Genomic DNA, 17,113 nt, shown 5'->3' with positions numbered 1-17,113 from the left:
CGCTGTGGACGCTGTTGTGGACCGCCATTGAAAGCCCTATTCAACAAGGCGTAAGTGAGCCCGTATTTATTCCAGCAGGGAACAAATCGCAGTGATCACCGATCTTGCCGATCTGGAAATCTTCGTCAAAGTCGCAGCCAGCGGAAATATGTCGGCGGCAGCGAAGAGCCTCGGCATTTCCCCGGCGGTGGTCTCGAAGCGCATCAAGCGGCTGGAGGAGCAGCTCGGCACGCGCCTCCTGCAGCGCACCACCCGCCAGATCGGAATGACCGATGCCGGCAAGGGTTTTTACGATCGGATCGCCAATATCCTGACCGGTATCGAGGATGCCGAGCAGTTCGTCTCCGGCCGATCGACCGAGATCGCCGGCAATCTGCGCATCTCGGCGCCTACCTCCTTCGGGCGAATGCACATAGCGCCGCATCTGCCGACATTCATGCAGGCTAACCCGCATCTCGCGATCGACCTGATCCTGTCGGACGAGTTCACGGACATCATCGCCCAGGGCTTCGATGTGGCGATCCGGATCTCCGAGTTGAAGGATTCGAGCCTCGTCGCCCGCAAACTCGTCCAGGTCCGGCGCATCCTCTGTGCCTCTCCCTCCTATGTCGGACGCCATGGCGCCCCGACAAGTATCGAGGAACTGGCGAACCATCACTGCCTGATGGCCCACAATGGCGAACCCTGGAGGCTCGAAGGGCCTAAAGGCCCGCTGGTTTACCGGCCGGCCGGGATGCTGAACACCAATTCCAGTGAAGTCATCCGCGAAGCGGTGATCGCCGGTCTCGGCATAGCGCTGAGATCTACCTGGGATATCGGCAACGAACTCCAGGATGGGCGCCTGGTGATGGTGATGCCCGGCTATGAAGGCTCGAAGAACGTCTCTGTCTCGGCGGTTTATCCGAGCCGGCAGCATCTCCCATCCAAGGTCCGCGCCTTCATCGAATATCTCGCCGAACTTTACGGGCCGATTCCCTATTGGGAGCGGCATTCCTCGGATGCGGGCCGGAAATAACTGCTCACCGCGTCGATTATTTCCAATATGGCATAAGTCATTCAATATTTGTGCAATTGCAATTTCCCTCGCTACCAAAGAGACTTGCGCGCGACTGGAAAAATTCGGAGGAACCGATGGCCCGTATCGAAAAAAATGGTCTCGCAATCGACGAGAAGCTCTACGACTTCCTGGTGAAGGAAGCGCTGCCGGCGACCGGCGTCGATGCCGAACGGTTCTTCTCCGAGTTCTCGAAGATCGTCCACGACCTGGCGCCGAAGAACCGCGAGCTTCTTGCCAAGCGCGACGCCTTCCAGGCGAAGCTCGACGACTGGTACCGCAAGAACGGCGCCCCCAGCGATCTGGCGGTTTACGAGGCCTTCCTGCGCGACATCGGTTACCTGCTGCCGGAGGGGCCGGATTTCACGGTCTCGACCGACAGGGTTGATCCGGAAATCGCCGCGATCGCCGGCCCGCAGCTCGTCGTTCCGGTCATGAATGCCCGCTATGCGCTGAACGCCGCCAATGCCCGCTGGGGTTCGCTCTACGACGCGCTTTATGGCACCGACGCCATTCCCGAAGCCGACGGCGCCGAAAAGGGCAAGGGCTACAATCCGGTCCGCGGCGCCAAAGTCATCGCCTGGGCGCGTGACTTCCTCGATCAGTCCGTGCCGCTGTCCGGCGCGAGCTGGACCGACGTAACCTCGTTTGTGGTCTCCGGCGGCAAGCTGACGGCCGCAGCCCAGGACGGAAAGACGGTCGAGCTCGCCGATCCGGCTCAGTTTGCCGGTTATCTCGGCGAACCGGCGGAGCCGACGCATCTCCTAATCAAGAAAAACGGCCTGCATATCGAAATCCTCATAGATGCCACGACGGCGATCGGCAAGGACGATCCGGCCAGGATTTCGGATGTCTGGCTGGAATCGGCGATCACCGCGATCATGGACTGCGAGGATTCGATCGCCGCTGTCGATGCCGAGGACAAGGTCGTCGTCTACCGCAACTGGCTCGGACTGATGAAGGGCGACCTTCAGGAGGAAGTGGCCAAGGGCGGCAAGTCCTTCATCCGCAAGCTCAACCCGGATACCGCCTTCAAGGCCCCTGCCGGCGGCGATGTCACGGTCAAGCGCCGCTCGCTGATGCTGATCCGCAATGTCGGCCACCTGATGACCAATCCGGCGGTGCTGGACAGTGACGGCAGGGAAGTTCCGGAAGGCATCATGGATGCCATGGTGACGGCCCTGATCGCCATCCACGACATCGGCCCGAACGGCCGCCGCCAGAATTCCCGCGTGGGTTCCATGTATGTGGTGAAGCCGAAGATGCACGGGCCGGAAGAGGTCGCCTTCGCCTGCGAGATTTTTGCCCGCGTCGAACAGGCGCTCGGCCTTCCGGCCAATTCCATGAAGATGGGCATCATGGACGAGGAGCGCCGCACCACGATCAACCTCAAGGCCTGCATCCGCGAGGCGCGCGAACGCGTCGTCTTCATCAATACCGGCTTCCTCGACCGCACCGGCGACGAGATCCATACATCCATGGAAGCCGGCCCGATGATCCGCAAGGGCGACATGAAACAGGCGGCCTGGATCGCGGCCTACGAAAATTGGAATGTCGATATCGGCCTCGAATGCGGCCTGTCCGGCCATGCGCAGATCGGCAAGGGCATGTGGGCCATGCCCGACATGATGGCGGCGATGCTTGAGCAGAAGATCGCTCATCCGAAGGCCGGAGCCAACACCGCCTGGGTGCCGTCGCCAACGGCGGCGACGCTGCATGCGACGCATTATCACAAGGTCGATGTTGCCGCCGTCCAGGACGGTCTCAAGAGCCGTACCCGCGCAAAACTGTCGGATATCCTCTCCGTGCCGGTGGCCGTGCGGCCGAACTGGACGCCGGAGGAGATCCAGCGCGAGCTCGACAACAACGCGCAAGGCATTCTCGGTTATGTCGTCCGCTGGATCGACCAGGGCGTCGGCTGCTCCAAGGTGCCGGACATCAACAATGTCGGCCTGATGGAAGACCGGGCAACGCTGCGCATCTCCGCCCAGCACATGGCGAACTGGCTCTATCACAAGCTGGTCACGGAAGAGCAGATCGTCGAGACCATGAAGCGCATGGCCGGCGTCGTCGACGGCCAGAATGCTGGCGACCCCCTCTATATGCCGATGGCCAGGGATTTCGACGGTTCCGTCGCCTTCCAGGCTGCGCTCGACCTCGTTCTGAAGGGCCGCGAGCAGCCGAACGGTTATACCGAACCGGTCCTGCATCGCCGCCGGCAGGAACTGAAAGCCAAGCTCGCCGGCTGACCGGCGAGCAGATATCAGGCAAAGAAAAAGGCCGCCGGAGAGTTCTCCAGGCGGCCTTTTCGTATTCTTGTCGAATTTCGCGATTACTGGATCACGACAACCTTGGTTTCGCGGCCCGGACGGACGCGGCTGTAGAGGTCGATGACGTCCTGGTTGATCAGGCGGATGCAGCCCGACGAAGCGGCGGTGCCGATCGAGTTCCATTCCGGCGTGCCGTGCAGACGGAAGAGCGTATCCTGGCCCTTTTCGTTGAACAGGTACATGGCGCGCGCACCGAGCGGGTTGCTGAGACCTGGGCCCATGCCGTCTTCGACATATTTGGCAACGTCGGGACGACGGCCGGCCATTTCTTTCGGGGGGTGCCAGGTCGGCCATTCCTGCTTCCAGGCGACATAGGCCGTGCCGGACCAGGCAAAACCCTGCTTGCCGACGCCGATGCCGTAACGCATGGCCTTGCCGTTCGGCAGGATGTAGTAGAGATGGCGCTCACGCGTGTTGACGACGATCGTGCCCGGCTTTTCGCTTGTCTGATAGCTGACGATCTGGCGGACATACTGCTTGTCCACCTTGTTGATCGGGATCGCCGGAAGAGTGTAGCCGGCATCCCGCACCGAACCGTAGGAGTCGCTGAAGATCTGTTCGGTGTAGGAGACCGTGGCCACCTGGGTGCCGCCGCCGGGAATCGTGGAGGCGCAACCGGCCAAGGCAGCAGTTGCCAACAGGCCGAGTGCGAGCATGCTAGTGCGTAAGCGCATGGAAATCTCTTGGGTAAAACGAATCGATTGAGACGGGCGCTCGCCCATCTTTGACCACGGGTTATTTTCGATTAGATTACGCTTGGCAAGCGCTGCAGCGCATCAAAACAGAGCCGGCGCGTGATTGAAAAAAGCCATGGCGTTTTTGCAACATCATTGACGCGGTATTCGGGACTTCATGACTATACTCAACCTTGCCAGTAACAATCCGTTAATAGATGGCGGCAGTCGGCCCGCGCCATGATGGTGCGCAAGGGTGTCCAGCTGCTGCTGCATGACATGCGGCACGCGATACTGCCGGAACTCGTGCTCTCGAGCGGAAGGCGCGCTGATCTGGTGTCGATTTCGGAAAAGGGCGAGATCTGGATCGTCGAGGTCAAGACGTCGATCGAGGATTTTCGCGTCGACCGCAAATGGCCGGAATACCGCGACTTCTGCGACCGGCTTTTCTTCGCGACGCACAAGGACGTGCCGCTCGACATCTTCCCGGAGGATTGCGGCCTCTTCCTCTCGGACGGTTATGGCGGGCACCTGCTGCGCGACGCGCCGGAACACAGGCTGCCGCCCGCTACCCGCAAGGCGATGACGCTCAACTTCTCCCGTGCCGCCGCCCAGCGCCTGATGCTGGCGGAATGGGCGACCGGCAAGACGTTCGATGAGGTGTGACTATTTCGGCGCGCGCTTGGCGAGGATGCGCTGCAGCGTGCGCCGATGCATGTTGAGCCGGCGGGCAGTCTCCGAAACGTTGCGTTCGCACATCTCGTAGACCCGCTGGATATGTTCCCAGCGCACCCGATCCGCCGACATCGGGTTTTCCGGCACATCCGCCCGCTCGCCCGGCCGCTGCGTCAGCGCGCCGAATATATCGTCCGCATCCGCGGGCTTGGCGAGGTAGTCGAGCGCACCGAGCTTCACGGCCGTCACGGCGGTGGCGATATTGCCGTAGCCGGTCAGCACGATGACCTTGGTATCCTCGCGGCTCTGGCGAATCGCCTCGATCACGTCCAGCCCGTTGCCGTCGCCGAGACGCAGGTCGACCACCGCATATTTCGGCGGCCGCGCCTTCGTCTTGGCGATGCCTTCCGCGACCGACTCTGCGGTATCGACCAGGAAACCGCGAGTTTCCATCGCCCGAGCCAGCCGCCGCAGGAACGGGCCGTCGTCATCGACGATCAGCAGCGAAGGATCGGGCCCGAGGTCGGGGTCGGCATGAACCTTGGTCGGTTCCAGGTGTGTTTCCATCTCTTTCTTCTCCGCGGGTTTTCAACGGCCCCGCTTGCCTTTTCATGATGATCGGCCGGCCGGCCGGATTATTTCAAGTCCTGTGCGTCCATCACCGAGCGCGGCCATTCGATATGAATGCGGGCACCCGGTTCGCCGCTGTCGCGATTGCCGAAACGGATTGTGGCGCCGGACCTTTCGAGCAGCGTCTTGGCGATGAAGAGGCCGAGGCCAAGCCCGCCCGCTCGTTCGTCTTCCCGAGGTCTCTTCGTCATATAGGGTTCGCCGATCCGCGAAAGAATATCCGGCGCATAGCCCTGGCCATCATCCTCGATGGTGATAGCCACCCGATCGGCATTGTGCTCGACCGTGACGATCACCTTGTTCCGGGCGTAATCGACGGCATTTTCGATCAGGTTGCCGAGCCCGTATATAATGCCGGCGTTGCGGTTGCCGACCGGCTCGTTGCCCCGCTCGTCCTTCTCTACAAGCTCGATCTCGATGCCGAATTGCCGATGCGGCGCCACCACCTCCTCGATCAGAGAGGAAAGAGGCAGCCGACGCATATGTTCCTCGCTTTCGGCCGAAAGAGAGGTGAGCCGGCGAAGAATGTCGCGGCAGCGCTCGCTCTGGCTTCTGAGAAGAAGAACGTCCTCGCGGAACCGGTCGTCGGGCCCGAGTTCGCGTTCCATCTCCTTGGCGACGACGCTGATCGTTGCGAGCGGCGTGCCGAGCTCATGGGCGGCCGCGGCCGCCAGCCCGTCGAGCTGCGAAAGATGCTTTTCCCGCTCCAGGACCAGCTCGGTCGCCGCCAGCGCATCGGCAAGCAGCGTTGCTTCGTGGCTGACGCGATAGGCATAAAAGGCCGCAAACATCATCATCGAGGCGATCGAGCACCAGACGCCGAGCTGCATCACCGGCTGGATCCGCAGCGGCTCACCCTCGTACCAGGGCACCGGGTAGGGCGAAAATGCCAGCACCGTGGTGCAGATCAGCGCAAAGACGATCAGGACCAGCGAATGGCGCAGCGGCTGCGACGCAAACGCGATGATCACCGGCACGCAGATCAGCGGCGCGAAGGGATTGGCAAGCCCTCCGGTGATGTATAGCAGCGCCGCCATCTGCAACAGGTCGAAACCGAGCAGTGCCAGCGCCGATTTCGGGCCAAGCCGATGGGTCGGCGGAAACCACGCCGACAGCGTGAGATTAGCGATCGCCAGCGCCGCGACCAGAATGCCTGCCTCCTGCAGAGGCAGCGGAAATTGCAGCAAGAGCCCGACGATGACCACGGTAATCGTCTGGCCGGCGACCGCCAGCCAACGCAGCCGCACCAGCGTCTGAAGCCGGATTCGCCGGCTTGAGGGGCCGAATTGCGCAAAACGCACTGAAGGACTGTCTACGCTCACCGCCTGCTCTTCACCTTGCATTATATATAAGTGACCTGAAGCCGCCTTCATAAACCGGCTCGACTTCAGGTCGCAGGCGGCATTCTGTCACGTCCCGCGCGGTTTGGCACGTGTCGTCGGTGCTGCCTCGGCCGGCTCTTCCGGCCAGGGGTGTTTCGGATAGCGGCCGCGCATCTCGGCGCGCACATCCTTCCAGGAGCCGGCCCAGAAGCCGGGCAGGTCTCGCGTAGTCTGGATCGGCCGGTGCGCCGGCGAGGTGAGTTCGAGAAGCAGCGGCAGTTTTCCACCGGCAATCGCCGGGTGTTTCTTCAGCCCGAACAATTCCTGCACGCGGATCGCCAGAACCGGCTCCTCGCCGCCATAACGGATCGGATGCCGCTCGCCGGTGGGCGCCTCGAAATGCGTCGGCGCCAGCCTGTTGAGATCCTGGGAGACCTCATGCGGGATGAGCGACCGCAGCCCTTCGGAAAGACTGCCGGGATTGACGGAATCGAGGCCGGACGCATTGCCCTGGAACGGCACGAACCAGTCGTCGAGCCGGGCGAGCAGCGCCTCGTCGCTCATATCCGGCCAGGGCCCGCCGATCGACCGGTTGAGGAAGCCGATCCGGTCGCGCAATTGCGCGCCTTCCTTGGAGAACGGCAGAACCTGAAGCCCCAGTTCCCGCACGCCGTCCGCTAAGGCCTGCGCCGCCCGCTCGCCGCTCGGTCGGGGCAGCGGCCTTTCCTCGAAGATGATGGCGCCGAGCCGCGTCACCTTGCGGGCGCGCACCTGCCGGCTCGCCCGGTCGAAGAAACATTCGTCGCTCTCGCGGATAGCCCCGGAAAGCTCGGCTTCGACATCCGCCCGGCTGATCTCCGCCGCAGCCAGGATGCGAGCCTGCGCCGCCCGCCCGGTCAGATCGGCGATGACCAGCATCTGCGATGCCGCCAGCCGCTCCGTTTCCTGCAATTCCGCGCCGCGCCCGTTCGCCATCACGAAACGCCCGCGCCCGCCGCGCTGCAGCGCGATCCGGTCGGGATAGGCATGCAGGAGAAGCCGGCCGGCCAGAACCGTTTCTGAAGATTGCGATCGCTTCGGCAGGTTCGAAAAGATCCGATCTGCGAGTTTGTGCGCCGCATCGGCCCTCTCGCTGCGTTCGTTGCGGAACCGCCGCAGCCGCTCGTCGAGATCGATGTCGCTGCCGCCGAGGCCCTGTTCGGTCAGGAGCACGGCGAGCAGGCCTGCCTGCCTGCCGAAACCTTCCTCCGCCGCCGAGATCGCCATGGCCGAGAGCCGCGGCGGGAGCGCCAGTTCCCGCATCAGCCGGCCCTTTTCCGTCAGCCCGCCCTGAGGATCGAGCGCACCGAGCTGGGCCAGCAGCACCTTCGCTTCGTTGAAGGCCGGTCCGGGAGGCGGATCGAGAAACGCGAGGCCCTTCGGATCCTGGACGCCCCAATGGGCGAGATCGAGAACCAGGCCGGAGAGGTCGTTCGCCAGAATCTGCGGCGGCGTGAAAGCCTGCAGGGCGGCCGTCTGCCCCGGATGCCAGAGACGGATCGCGATGCCCGGCTCGGTACGGCCGGCACGGCCCGCCCGCTGGTCGGCCGAGGCGCGGGAAACGCGCACCGTTTCCAGCCGGGTGATCCCGGTCGACGGTTCGAACACCGGCAGGCGCTGTTGCCCGCTGTCGATGACGATCCTCACTCCATCTATGGTAATCGAGGTTTCGGCGATCGACGTGGCTAGCACGATCTTGCGCTGCCCGGCGGGGGCCGGCCGGATCGCCAGATCCTGCTCCCTCTGGGAGAGATTACCGTAAAGCGGCACCACCACGGTCTCCGGCCCGAACCGCCCCGCTAGCCGCTCGGCAGTCCGCAGGATTTCCGCCTGCCCCGGCAGGAAAGCGAGGATGGAACCCGTGTCATTAGAATGCGCCTCGACGATCGCCCGAGTCATCGCATCTTCGATCCGTTCATTTGGCGCGCGGTCGCGATGCTGGATATCGATCGGAAAAGTCCGGCCTTCGCTCTTGATGACCGGCGGCTCGCCGAGCAGTCCCGCGACGCGCTCTACATCCAATGTCGCCGACATGACGAGGATCCTCAAGTCGTCGCGCAGCGCCGATTGCACGTCCAGCGCCAGCGCCAGACCGAAATCCGCATCGAGCGAACGTTCGTGGAATTCGTCGAAAATGACGGCGGAAACGCCGTCGAGCTCCGGATCGTCAAGAATCATCCGCGCGAACACGCCCTCGGTCACCACCTCGATCCGGGTCTTCGCCGAGATCCTGTTGTCGAGCCGCATCCGGTAACCGACCCTCTCGCCCACCTGTTCGCCGAGCAGCGATGCCATGCGGGATGCAGCCGCGCGTGCCGCAAGCCGCCGCGGTTCGAGCAGGATGATTTTTCCCGTGCACCAAGACCGGTCGAGCAGCGCGAGCGGCACAAGCGTCGTCTTGCCGGCACCCGGCGGTGCCGAGAGCACGGCGCGCGTACCTTGGGCGAGCGCCTGCATGATATCGCCCAGAACCTCGGTGACGGGAAGCTTTGGCAGGGTCTTGGTGATCGGACCCGCACCTTGCGCTACGGTCATCAATGCGGAACCTGTCCGCTCGCATGACGATAGGCGAGGATCGCCCCGGCAAGATCTTCGAGTGCGGCCCCGACCGACTTGAAGAGCGTGATCTCGTCATCGCTCGTACGGCCCGGGTGTCGTCCATGGGCAAGGTCGGCAAGTTCCGCCTTGATCCCGTCCTTCGCCAGCGCACCGCTCTGCAGCGGCAGGACGATATCGCCACCCTCCTTCATCGCCCCCGCACGCGTATCGACGAACACGGACGAACGCCGCACCGCCTCGTCGTCGCTCTCGCGCATGCTCGGCTTGAAGGCGCCGACGAGGTCCAGATGCGCGCCCGGCTTCAGCCACTCGCCGCGGATCAGCGGCTCGCTGGACAGCGTCGCGCAGGAAATGATGTCGGCCTGTCCGGCCGCAGCAGGGAGATCCGTGATCGCGACCGCATCGAGCCCCAGCGTCCTTGCCTCACGGGCTGTCTCCTCGGCCTTCTCTATATTACGCCCCCAGATGCGGAAATGCTTGAGCGGCCGCACGAGCGCATGCGCCTGCATCAGGTTGAGCGACAGGCGGCCGGTTCCGACCATCAGCATGGTCTGCGCATCCTCGCGGGCAAGATATCGGGTGGCGAGCGCCGAAGTCGCGGCGGTGCGCCGCGCGGTCAGCTCTCCCCCATCGATGATCGCCAGCATCTCGCCGGTCTTGCCCGACGACAGGAGATAGCTGCCGAAGATGGTGGAGAGGGACCGGATATGATTGTCCGGAAACAGATTGAGGATCTTGACGCCGATATGGTCGCCCGGCACCCAGGCCGGCATCAGAAGCATGACCGCGCTCGTTTCGCCCGGCACCTCCATCTCATGATGGTGGCGCACCGGCATCACGCACTCGCTTTTGAACATCGCCTCGATCGCTTCGATCAGTTCTATAAAGGGGAGCGCTTCCCGCGTCTGCGCTTGATTCAATACCAGCATGTCATACTCCAGCCACCAGAAACTGTTTTCACCCTAACAACGGGAAATCGCCGCGTAAAATCGCTTTTTATGGGCCGCAAAGCTGCTCTTTCCTTAATCGGTGCTTATTTTCTGGCCTGAAATCGACTGTTTTGGGCGGGCCGCGAGAAAAATGACAGTTTTTTGAAAATCCCTGTTGACTTGTCGGAGTGGTGGGATCTATAACCCGCTCACTGAACGAGGGCGGCGGCGCTGCTGGCGACGACGACTTTCGTTCTCAGAAATCCTTGATGAATTGGCGCATGCTGGTTTGGGACCGAGTTTCGGTTTGGTCTCTGAGGGATTTGACGTCCGGCTTTTTATGAGGCTTTGGGCGTCGGTTATTTGACAATTGAAGATGAGAAGAAAGAGAAACGTGGTCGGCGGTTTTCGCGGGTGGGGCTTTCGGGCTTTGCTCATTAGAAGACAAATGACGGTCACGTTTTGAACAAGAGAACACCTGGTTTGGTGCGCAGTGATGCGGACCTTATCAAAGTGAGTTCTCGTCGATTCAGAACAAGAGTGATTAGTCGGATTGGATTCTCAACTTGAGAGTTTGATCCTGGCTCAGAACGAACGCTGGCGGCAGGCTTAACACATGCAAGTCGAGCGCCCCGCAAGGGGAGCGGCAGACGGGTGAGTAACGCGTGGGAATCTACCCATCCCTACGGAACAACTCCGGGAAACTGGAGCTAATACCGTATACGCCCTTCGGGGGAAAGATTTATCGGGGATGGATGAGCCCGCGTTGGATTAGCTAGTTGGTGGGGTAAAGGCCTACCAAGGCGACGATCCATAGCTGGTCTGAGAGGATGATCAGCCACATTGGGACTGAGACACGGCCCAAACTCCTACGGGAGGCAGCAGTGGGGAATATTGGACAATGGGCGCAAGCCTGATCCAGCCATGCCGCGTGAGTGATGAAGGTCTTAGGATTGTAAAGCTCTTTCACCGGAGAAGATAATGACGGTATCCGGAGAAGAAGCCCCGGCTAACTTCGTGCCAGCAGCCGCGGTAATACGAAGGGGGCTAGCGTTGTTCGGAATTACTGGGCGTAAAGCGCACGTAGGCGGATATTTAAGTCAGGGGTGAAATCCCAGAGCTCAACTCTGGAACTGCCTTTGATACTGGGTATCTTGAGTATGGAAGAGGTAAGTGGAATTGCGAGTGTAGAGGTGAAATTCGTAGATATTCGCAGGAACACCAGTGGCGAAGGCGGCTTACTGGTCCATTACTGACGCTGAGGTGCGAAAGCGTGGGGAGCAAACAGGATTAGATACCCTGGTAGTCCACGCCGTAAACGATGAATGTTAGCCGTCGGCAAGTTTACTTGTCGGTGGCGCAGCTAACGCATTAAACATTCCGCCTGGGGAGTACGGTCGCAAGATTAAAACTCAAAGGAATTGACGGGGGCCCGCACAAGCGGTGGAGCATGTGGTTTAATTCGAAGCAACGCGCAGAACCTTACCAGCCCTTGACATGCCCGGCCAGCTACAGAGATGTAGTGTTCCCTTCGGGGACCGGGACACAGGTGCTGCATGGCTGTCGTCAGCTCGTGTCGTGAGATGTTGGGTTAAGTCCCGCAACGAGCGCAACCCTCGCCCTTAGTTGCCAGCATTCAGTTGGGCACTCTAAGGGGACTGCCGGTGATAAGCCGAGAGGAAGGTGGGGATGACGTCAAGTCCTCATGGCCCTTACGGGCTGGGCTACACACGTGCTACAATGGTGGTGACAGTGGGCAGCGAAGGAGCGATCCCGAGCTAATCTCCAAAAGCCATCTCAGTTCGGATTGCACTCTGCAACTCGAGTGCATGAAGTTGGAATCGCTAGTAATCGCGGATCAGCACGCCGCGGTGAATACGTTCCCGGGCCTTGTACACACCGCCCGTCACACCATGGGAGTTGGTTTTACCCGAAGGTAGTGCGCTAACCGCAAGGAGGCAGCTAACCACGGTAGGGTCAGCGACTGGGGTGAAGTCGTAACAAGGTAGCCGTAGGGGAACCTGCGGCTGGATCACCTCCTTTCTAAGGAAGCTGTGGAACGGTAAGACGCCTGACCTGATCTTCGGATCAACTCAGGATGAACCTTCCCGTGCTTTTTAGAACAATAGATGGCACCAGTCAGGTGACCATCGAAACGCAATACGCCACGGAATTACTTTAAGTAATCGGATGGTATGGCGAACCCGCCGACTACGTTTCTCTTTCTTCAAGAAGACAAAAAACCGCACGACCGGTTTGACTGAATGGGCCCGTAGCTCAGTTGGTTAGAGCACACGCTTGATAAGCGTGGGGTCGGTAGTTCGAGTCTACCCGGGCCCACCATTTGCTGAAGAGCGGATGGCCTGGTGCCGCACGGGTTGCGAACACAGTTGAATGGCGCGCGGATTATGGTGTTGATGAACGGGCTTTGTGCTGACGCTTGTCGGCTGAGGCTGTTCCCAAGTGATTGGGGCTGTAGCTCAGCTGGGAGAGCACCTGCTTTGCAAGCAGGGGGTCAGCGGTTCGATCCCGCTCAGCTCCACCATATATTGTCCTGACGCTGTCGCGGCCTTTGGCCGCTGCGCTCCGGACGGGCCGCCGAACGATCGGCGACGGCCTCTGGCCTGTATGGGTGAACCCGTTGTTGGTTTGCCGCCTTTGTCTTCTGAAGAAAAACAAGTTTGCACGATGCTATTCTAGTGTCTGTGCCTGTTCTGCAAAAATCGTGAAGAGAAGATTGATCTGGAGGCTTCCAGGTATGGGTTTAGGCCCATGTCCGAAGCCGGTTCCAATGATGTCGTTGATGGCCTAGCCGGCCGGATACGAAAGAGGGATCGGAGTAGGTAGGAAGCTTGTCACTCTGGTCGTTCGTTGTTGGTATTCCTTATGGGGTGCTTCTGACGGATTACTGATGGCCGTTGCCTGACCGCGCGGTCCTGGATCATATCTCGAGAAGCTGGTCTTAAAGACAGGTTTGCAAGCGGGTCGCTCGGCGTGACCCCAATCAAGCAAGCTTGTCGAACACGTCGATGGCATCATGAGAAGGGCTGGTTGTAAAAGGTAACCGGTCCGCCACGCATTGGGTGTGAAAGCCCGATGGGTGGCTATATTGATGAGCATTGGCAATGAGAACGATTAAGTGTCGTAAGGGCATTTGGTGGATGCCTTGGCATGCACAGGCGAAGAAGGACGTGATACGCTGCGATAAGCCGTGGGGAGCTGCGAATGAGCTTTGATCCATGGATCTCCGAATGGGGCAACCCACCTTAGATACCTAGAAAGTTTAAGCCGTCTTTCGGGACGGTTTAGGTTTCTAGGTATTGTTAAAAGGTATCTTACCTTCGAATAAAATAGGGGTAAGAAGCGAACGCAGGGAACTGAAACATCTAAGTACCTGCAGGAAAGGACATCAACCGAGACTCCGTAAGTAGTGGCGAGCGAACACGGACCAGGCCAGTGGCAATGAGGAATAAAGCCGAACGCTTTGGAAAAGGCGGCCGTAGCGGGTGATAGCCCCGTAGGCGTAGAACACTCATTGTCCTAGAGTAGGGCGGGACACGTGAAATCCTGTCTGAACATGGGGAGACCACTCTCCAAGCCTAAGTACTCGTGCATGACCGATAGCGAACAAGTACCGTGAGGGAAAGGTGAAAAGCACCCCGACAAGGGGAGTGAAATAGAACCTGAAACCGGATGCCTACAAACAGTCGGAGGGCGCAAGCCTGACGGCGTACCTTTTGTATAATGGGTCAACGACTTAGTGTAACTAGCAAGCTTAAGCCGGTAGGTGTAGGCGCAGCGAAAGCGAGTCTGAACAGGGCGTTCAGTTAGTTGCATTAGACCCGAAACCGAGTGATCTAGCCATGAGCAGGTTGAAGGTTGGGTAACACCAACTGGAGGACCGAACCCGCATCTGTTGCAATAGATTGGGATGACTTGTGGCTAGGGGTGAAAGGCCAATCAAACTCGGAAATAGCTGGTTCTCCGCGAAAACTATTTAGGTAGTGCGTCGATCGAATACCCCGGGGGGTAGAGCACTGGATGGGCTATGGGGACTCACCGTCTTACTGATCCTAACCAAACTCCGAATACCCGGGAGTACTAATCGGCAGACACACGGCGGGTGCTAACGTCCGTCGTGAAAAGGGAAACAACCCTGACCTCCAGCTAAGGTCCCCAAGTCATGGCTAAGTGGGAAAGGATGTGAGGATCCCAAAACAACCAGGATGTTGGCTTAGAAGCAGCCATCATTTAAAGAAAGCGTAACAGCTCACTGGTCTAATTAAGGGTCTTTGCGCCGAAAATGTAACGGGGCTAAAGCCATGCACCGAAGCTGAGGATGTGCGACTTGTCGCACGTGGTAGCGGAGCGTTCCGTAAGCCTGTGAAGGAGGACCCGTGAGGGCCTCTGGAGGTATCGGAAGTGCGAATGTTGACATGAGTAACGATAAAGAGGGTGAGAGACCCTCTCGCCGAAAGACCAAGGGTTCCTGCTTAAAGTTAATCTGAGCAGGGTTAGCCGGCCCCTAAGCCGAGGCAGAAATGCGTAGGTGATGGGAACCACGTTAATATTCGTGGGCCTGGTGGTAGTGACGGATTGCTCAACTTGTGAGGTCTTATTGGATTGATCTTGCAGGGACGCGGTTCCAGGAAATAGCTCCACCGTATAGACCGTACCCGAAACCGACACAGGTGGTCAGGTAGAGTATACCAAGGCGCTTGAGAGAACTATGTTGAAGGAACTCGGCAAATTGCACGCGTAACTTCGGAAGAAGCGTGACCCCATTTTGGGCAACCATAATGGGGTGGCACAGACCAGGGGGTAGCGACTGTTTATCAAAAACACAGGGCTCTGCGAAGTCTAAAGACGACGTATAGGGCCTGACGCCTGCCCGGTGCTGGAAGGTTAAGAGGAGAGGTGCAAGCTTTGAATCGAAGCCCCAGTAAACGGCGGCCGTAACTATAACGGTCCTAAGGTAGCGAAATTCCTTGTCGGGTAAGTTCCGACCTGCACGAATGGCGTAACGACTTCCCCGCTGTCTCCAACATAGACTCAGTGAAATTGAATTCCCCGTGAAGATGCGGGGTTCCTGCGGTCAGACGGAAAGACCCCGTGCACCTTTACTATAGCTTTACACTGGCATTCGTGTCGGCATGTGTAGGATAGGTGGTAGGCTTTGAAGCGGGGACGCCAGTCTTCGTGGAGCCATCCTTGAAATACCACCCTTATCGTCATGGATGTCTAACCGCGGTCCGTCATCCGGATCCGGGACAGTGTATGGTGGGTAGTTTGACTGGGGCGGTCGCCTCCGAAAGAGTAACGGAGGCGCGCGATGGTGGGCTCAGACCGGTCGGAAATCGGTCGTCGAGTGCAATGGCATAAGCCCGCCTGACTGCGAGACTGACAAGTCGAGCAGAGACGAAAGTCGGTCATAGTGATCCGGTGGTCCCGCGTGGAAGGGCCATCGCTCAACGGATAAAAGGTACGCCGGGGATAACAGGCTGATGACCCCCAAGAGTCCATATCGACGGGGTTGTTTGGCACCTCGATGTCGGCTCATCGCATCCTGGGGCTGGAGCAGGTCCCAAGGGTTTGGCTGTTCGCCAATTAAAGCGGTACGTGAGCTGGGTTCAGAACGTCGTGAGACAGTTCGGTCCCTATCTGCCGTGGGTGTAGGAATATTGACAGGATCTGTCCCTAGTACGAGAGGACCGGGATGGACATATCTCTGGTGGACCTGTTGTCCTGCCAAGGGCATAGCAGGGTAGCTATATATGGAATGGATAACCGCTGAAGGCATCTAAGCGGGAAACCAACCTGAAAACGAGTGTTCCCTATCAGGGCCGTGGAAGACGACCACGTTGATAGGCCGGGTGTGGACGTGCAGCAATGCATGAAGCTTACCGGTACTAATCGCCCGATTGGCTTGATCGTTCTCATTGTTCATGCTCATCAAGCAAAGCTTGATGGCATTAGACCTTGTCCTGACGCTGTCGCATCCTTCGGATGCTGCGCTGCGGACGGCCCGCCAAACGATTGGCGACGGCCGCTGGCCTGTATGGGTGCCACAAGCATCCCTAGGGCTGGAAAGGTTCAAAGACGTGTTCAAAAGACTAAAAACGAAGTGAAAACTTCACCAGCTTCTCAAATGTTGCGCTTCGCTGACCTGGTGGTCATTGCGGGGCGGCCGCACCCGTTCCCATTCCGAACACGGCCGTGAAACGCCCCTGCGCCAATGGTACTCCGTCTCAAGACGCGGGAGAGTAGGTCGCTGCCAGGTCTGCTAAACGCAACATATCTTCTCGATCCACGAAACCTACGGCCCTTAAGCCGACCAAAGGGCCGCCCACAAAGCGGCCTTTTTGCTTTGTTAAAACTGAAAGACGAGGAAAATCGCACCGGAAATCTCCCGCTGCGGCCCTCACATCAGACAACTTGGGCAAGCCCAAGTGGCTTACGCAGACGCGAAAAAGCCTTCGGTTTTATCGCACCGGTATTTTGCCGCAGGCAAAAACCTTATAACGCGGGGTGGAGCAGCCCGGTAGCTCGTCAGGCTCATAACCTGAAGGCCGCAGGTTCAAATCCTGCCCCCGCAACCAACCATCCCTGCGATCCCAACAAAGCCCCTCCGTGGGGCTTTTTGCGTTTCTGAACACCAGCACCAACCACTGCAACACAACCCCAAATCGCGCCACGCAAGACAAGGCTAAGGCTTCATCGAGCGGAAGGGCGTTGAGATAGGCGGCGGAACCCGTCAAAGCCCCATCGGCTGAAAAAGCCGGGCGGATTCTGCCGCGGGATGCGTGAATGTTGGACGTGAGCAATAACCGCGGCGAACCGGATAAACCTTCTTCTGTAACCCGGAGCAAGCGATTAGGAAACTTATCGCCCCGGTACGAGT

The 17,113-nt window shown here is 59.5% G+C and carries 7 protein-coding genes, 3 tRNA genes, 3 rRNA genes and 1 pseudogene; 9 read left to right on the top strand and 5 right to left on the bottom strand.

All coding sequences use genetic code 11. The features are described 5' to 3' along the window. The first annotated feature begins 94 nt into the window (after positions 1 to 94). Both PMI07_RS05080 and PMI07_RS05075 read left to right on the top strand, forming a co-directional pair. The gene (locus PMI07_RS05080; protein WP_037085568.1) at positions 95 to 1,015 is read left to right on the top strand and encodes a LysR family transcriptional regulator; all 921 of its coding nucleotides are present in this window, start codon (positions 95 to 97) and stop codon (positions 1,013 to 1,015) included. A gap of 116 nt (positions 1,016 to 1,131) precedes the next feature. Next, the gene (locus PMI07_RS05075) at positions 1,132 to 3,303 is read left to right on the top strand and encodes a malate synthase G (protein ID WP_007751603.1); all 2,172 of its coding nucleotides are present in this window, start codon (positions 1,132 to 1,134) and stop codon (positions 3,301 to 3,303) included. Positions 3,304 to 3,386: 83 nt separating this feature from the next. Here the strand turns inward: PMI07_RS05075 and PMI07_RS05070 are convergent, their stop codons facing one another. Further along, positions 3,387 to 4,058, bottom strand: coding sequence for a L,D-transpeptidase (locus tag PMI07_RS05070; RefSeq protein ID WP_007751599.1), 672 nt, complete (start codon positions 4,056 to 4,058; stop codon positions 3,387 to 3,389). A gap of 178 nt (positions 4,059 to 4,236) precedes the next feature. Here PMI07_RS05070 and PMI07_RS05065 point away from each other — a divergent pair. Continuing rightward, a pseudogene (locus tag PMI07_RS05065) lies at positions 4,237 to 4,724 on the top strand (MmcB family DNA repair protein). Here the strand turns inward: PMI07_RS05065 and PMI07_RS05060 are convergent. From PMI07_RS05060 to PMI07_RS05045, 4 genes are all read right to left on the bottom strand, one after another. Further along, positions 4,725 to 5,300 (bottom strand): ActR/PrrA/RegA family redox response regulator transcription factor, encoded by a 576-nt coding sequence (locus PMI07_RS05060; protein WP_007751591.1) that lies wholly within the window; start codon positions 5,298 to 5,300, stop codon positions 4,725 to 4,727. A 68-nt stretch (positions 5,301 to 5,368) separates the two neighbouring features. After that, entirely contained in the window at positions 5,369 to 6,685 is a 1,317-nt protein-coding gene (locus tag PMI07_RS05055; RefSeq protein WP_245277087.1) for an ActS/PrrB/RegB family redox-sensitive histidine kinase, read from the bottom strand. Between the two features lie 87 nt (positions 6,686 to 6,772). Beyond that, the gene (hrpB, locus tag PMI07_RS05050) at positions 6,773 to 9,259 is read right to left on the bottom strand and encodes an ATP-dependent helicase HrpB (protein WP_024163573.1); all 2,487 of its coding nucleotides are present in this window, start codon (positions 9,257 to 9,259) and stop codon (positions 6,773 to 6,775) included. Further along, the gene (locus tag PMI07_RS05045) at positions 9,259 to 10,212 is read right to left on the bottom strand and encodes an ornithine cyclodeaminase family protein (RefSeq protein ID WP_007775908.1); all 954 of its coding nucleotides are present in this window, start codon (positions 10,210 to 10,212) and stop codon (positions 9,259 to 9,261) included. Before PMI07_RS05045 ends, hrpB begins: the two co-directional genes overlap by 1 nt. Before the next feature lie 562 nt (positions 10,213 to 10,774). Here PMI07_RS05045 and PMI07_RS05040 point away from each other — a divergent pair. From PMI07_RS05040 to PMI07_RS05010, 6 genes are all read left to right on the top strand, one after another. Next, a 16S ribosomal RNA gene (locus PMI07_RS05040) occupies positions 10,775 to 12,255 on the top strand. 223 nt (positions 12,256 to 12,478) lie between these two features. Next, a tRNA-Ile gene (locus tag PMI07_RS05035) sits at positions 12,479 to 12,555 on the top strand. A 126-nt stretch (positions 12,556 to 12,681) separates the two neighbouring features. After that, a tRNA-Ala gene (locus PMI07_RS05030) sits at positions 12,682 to 12,757 on the top strand. Between the two features lie 588 nt (positions 12,758 to 13,345). Beyond that, positions 13,346 to 16,146 (top strand): 23S ribosomal RNA (locus PMI07_RS05025). Positions 16,147 to 16,377: 231 nt separating this feature from the next. Then, a 5S ribosomal RNA gene (gene rrf / locus PMI07_RS05015) occupies positions 16,378 to 16,492 on the top strand. Together the 16S, 23S and 5S rRNA genes with 3 tRNA genes alongside form the textbook arrangement of a ribosomal RNA operon. Positions 16,493 to 16,734: 242 nt before the next feature. Continuing rightward, positions 16,735 to 16,811: transfer RNA gene (locus PMI07_RS05010), tRNA-Met, on the top strand. Positions 16,812 to 17,113: the final 302 nt, after the last annotated feature.

The organism is Rhizobium sp. CF080 (assembly GCF_000282095.2).
Lineage (GTDB): Bacteria > Pseudomonadota > Alphaproteobacteria > Rhizobiales > Rhizobiaceae > Neorhizobium.
Note: the sequence above shows the minus strand (reverse complement) of the source record. Positions and strands in the feature narration are given on the sequence as shown.

What these genes read in the sequence shown, in the direction of transcription:
- PMI07_RS05075 (WP_007751603.1), top strand. Translation starts at nt 1,132, where the DNA reads ATGGCCCGTATCGAAAAAAATGGTCTCGCAATCGACGAGAAGCTCTAC.
- PMI07_RS05070 (WP_007751599.1), bottom strand. Translation starts at nt 4,058, where the DNA reads ATGCGCTTACGCACTAGCATGCTCGCACTCGGCCTGTTGGCAACTGCT.
- PMI07_RS05060 (WP_007751591.1), bottom strand. Translation starts at nt 5,300, where the DNA reads ATGGAAACACACCTGGAACCGACCAAGGTTCATGCCGACCCCGACCTC.
- hrpB (WP_024163573.1), bottom strand. Translation starts at nt 9,259, where the DNA reads ATGACCGTAGCGCAAGGTGCGGGTCCGATCACCAAGACCCTGCCAAAG.
- PMI07_RS05045 (WP_007775908.1), bottom strand. Translation starts at nt 10,212, where the DNA reads ATGCTGGTATTGAATCAAGCGCAGACGCGGGAAGCGCTCCCCTTTATA.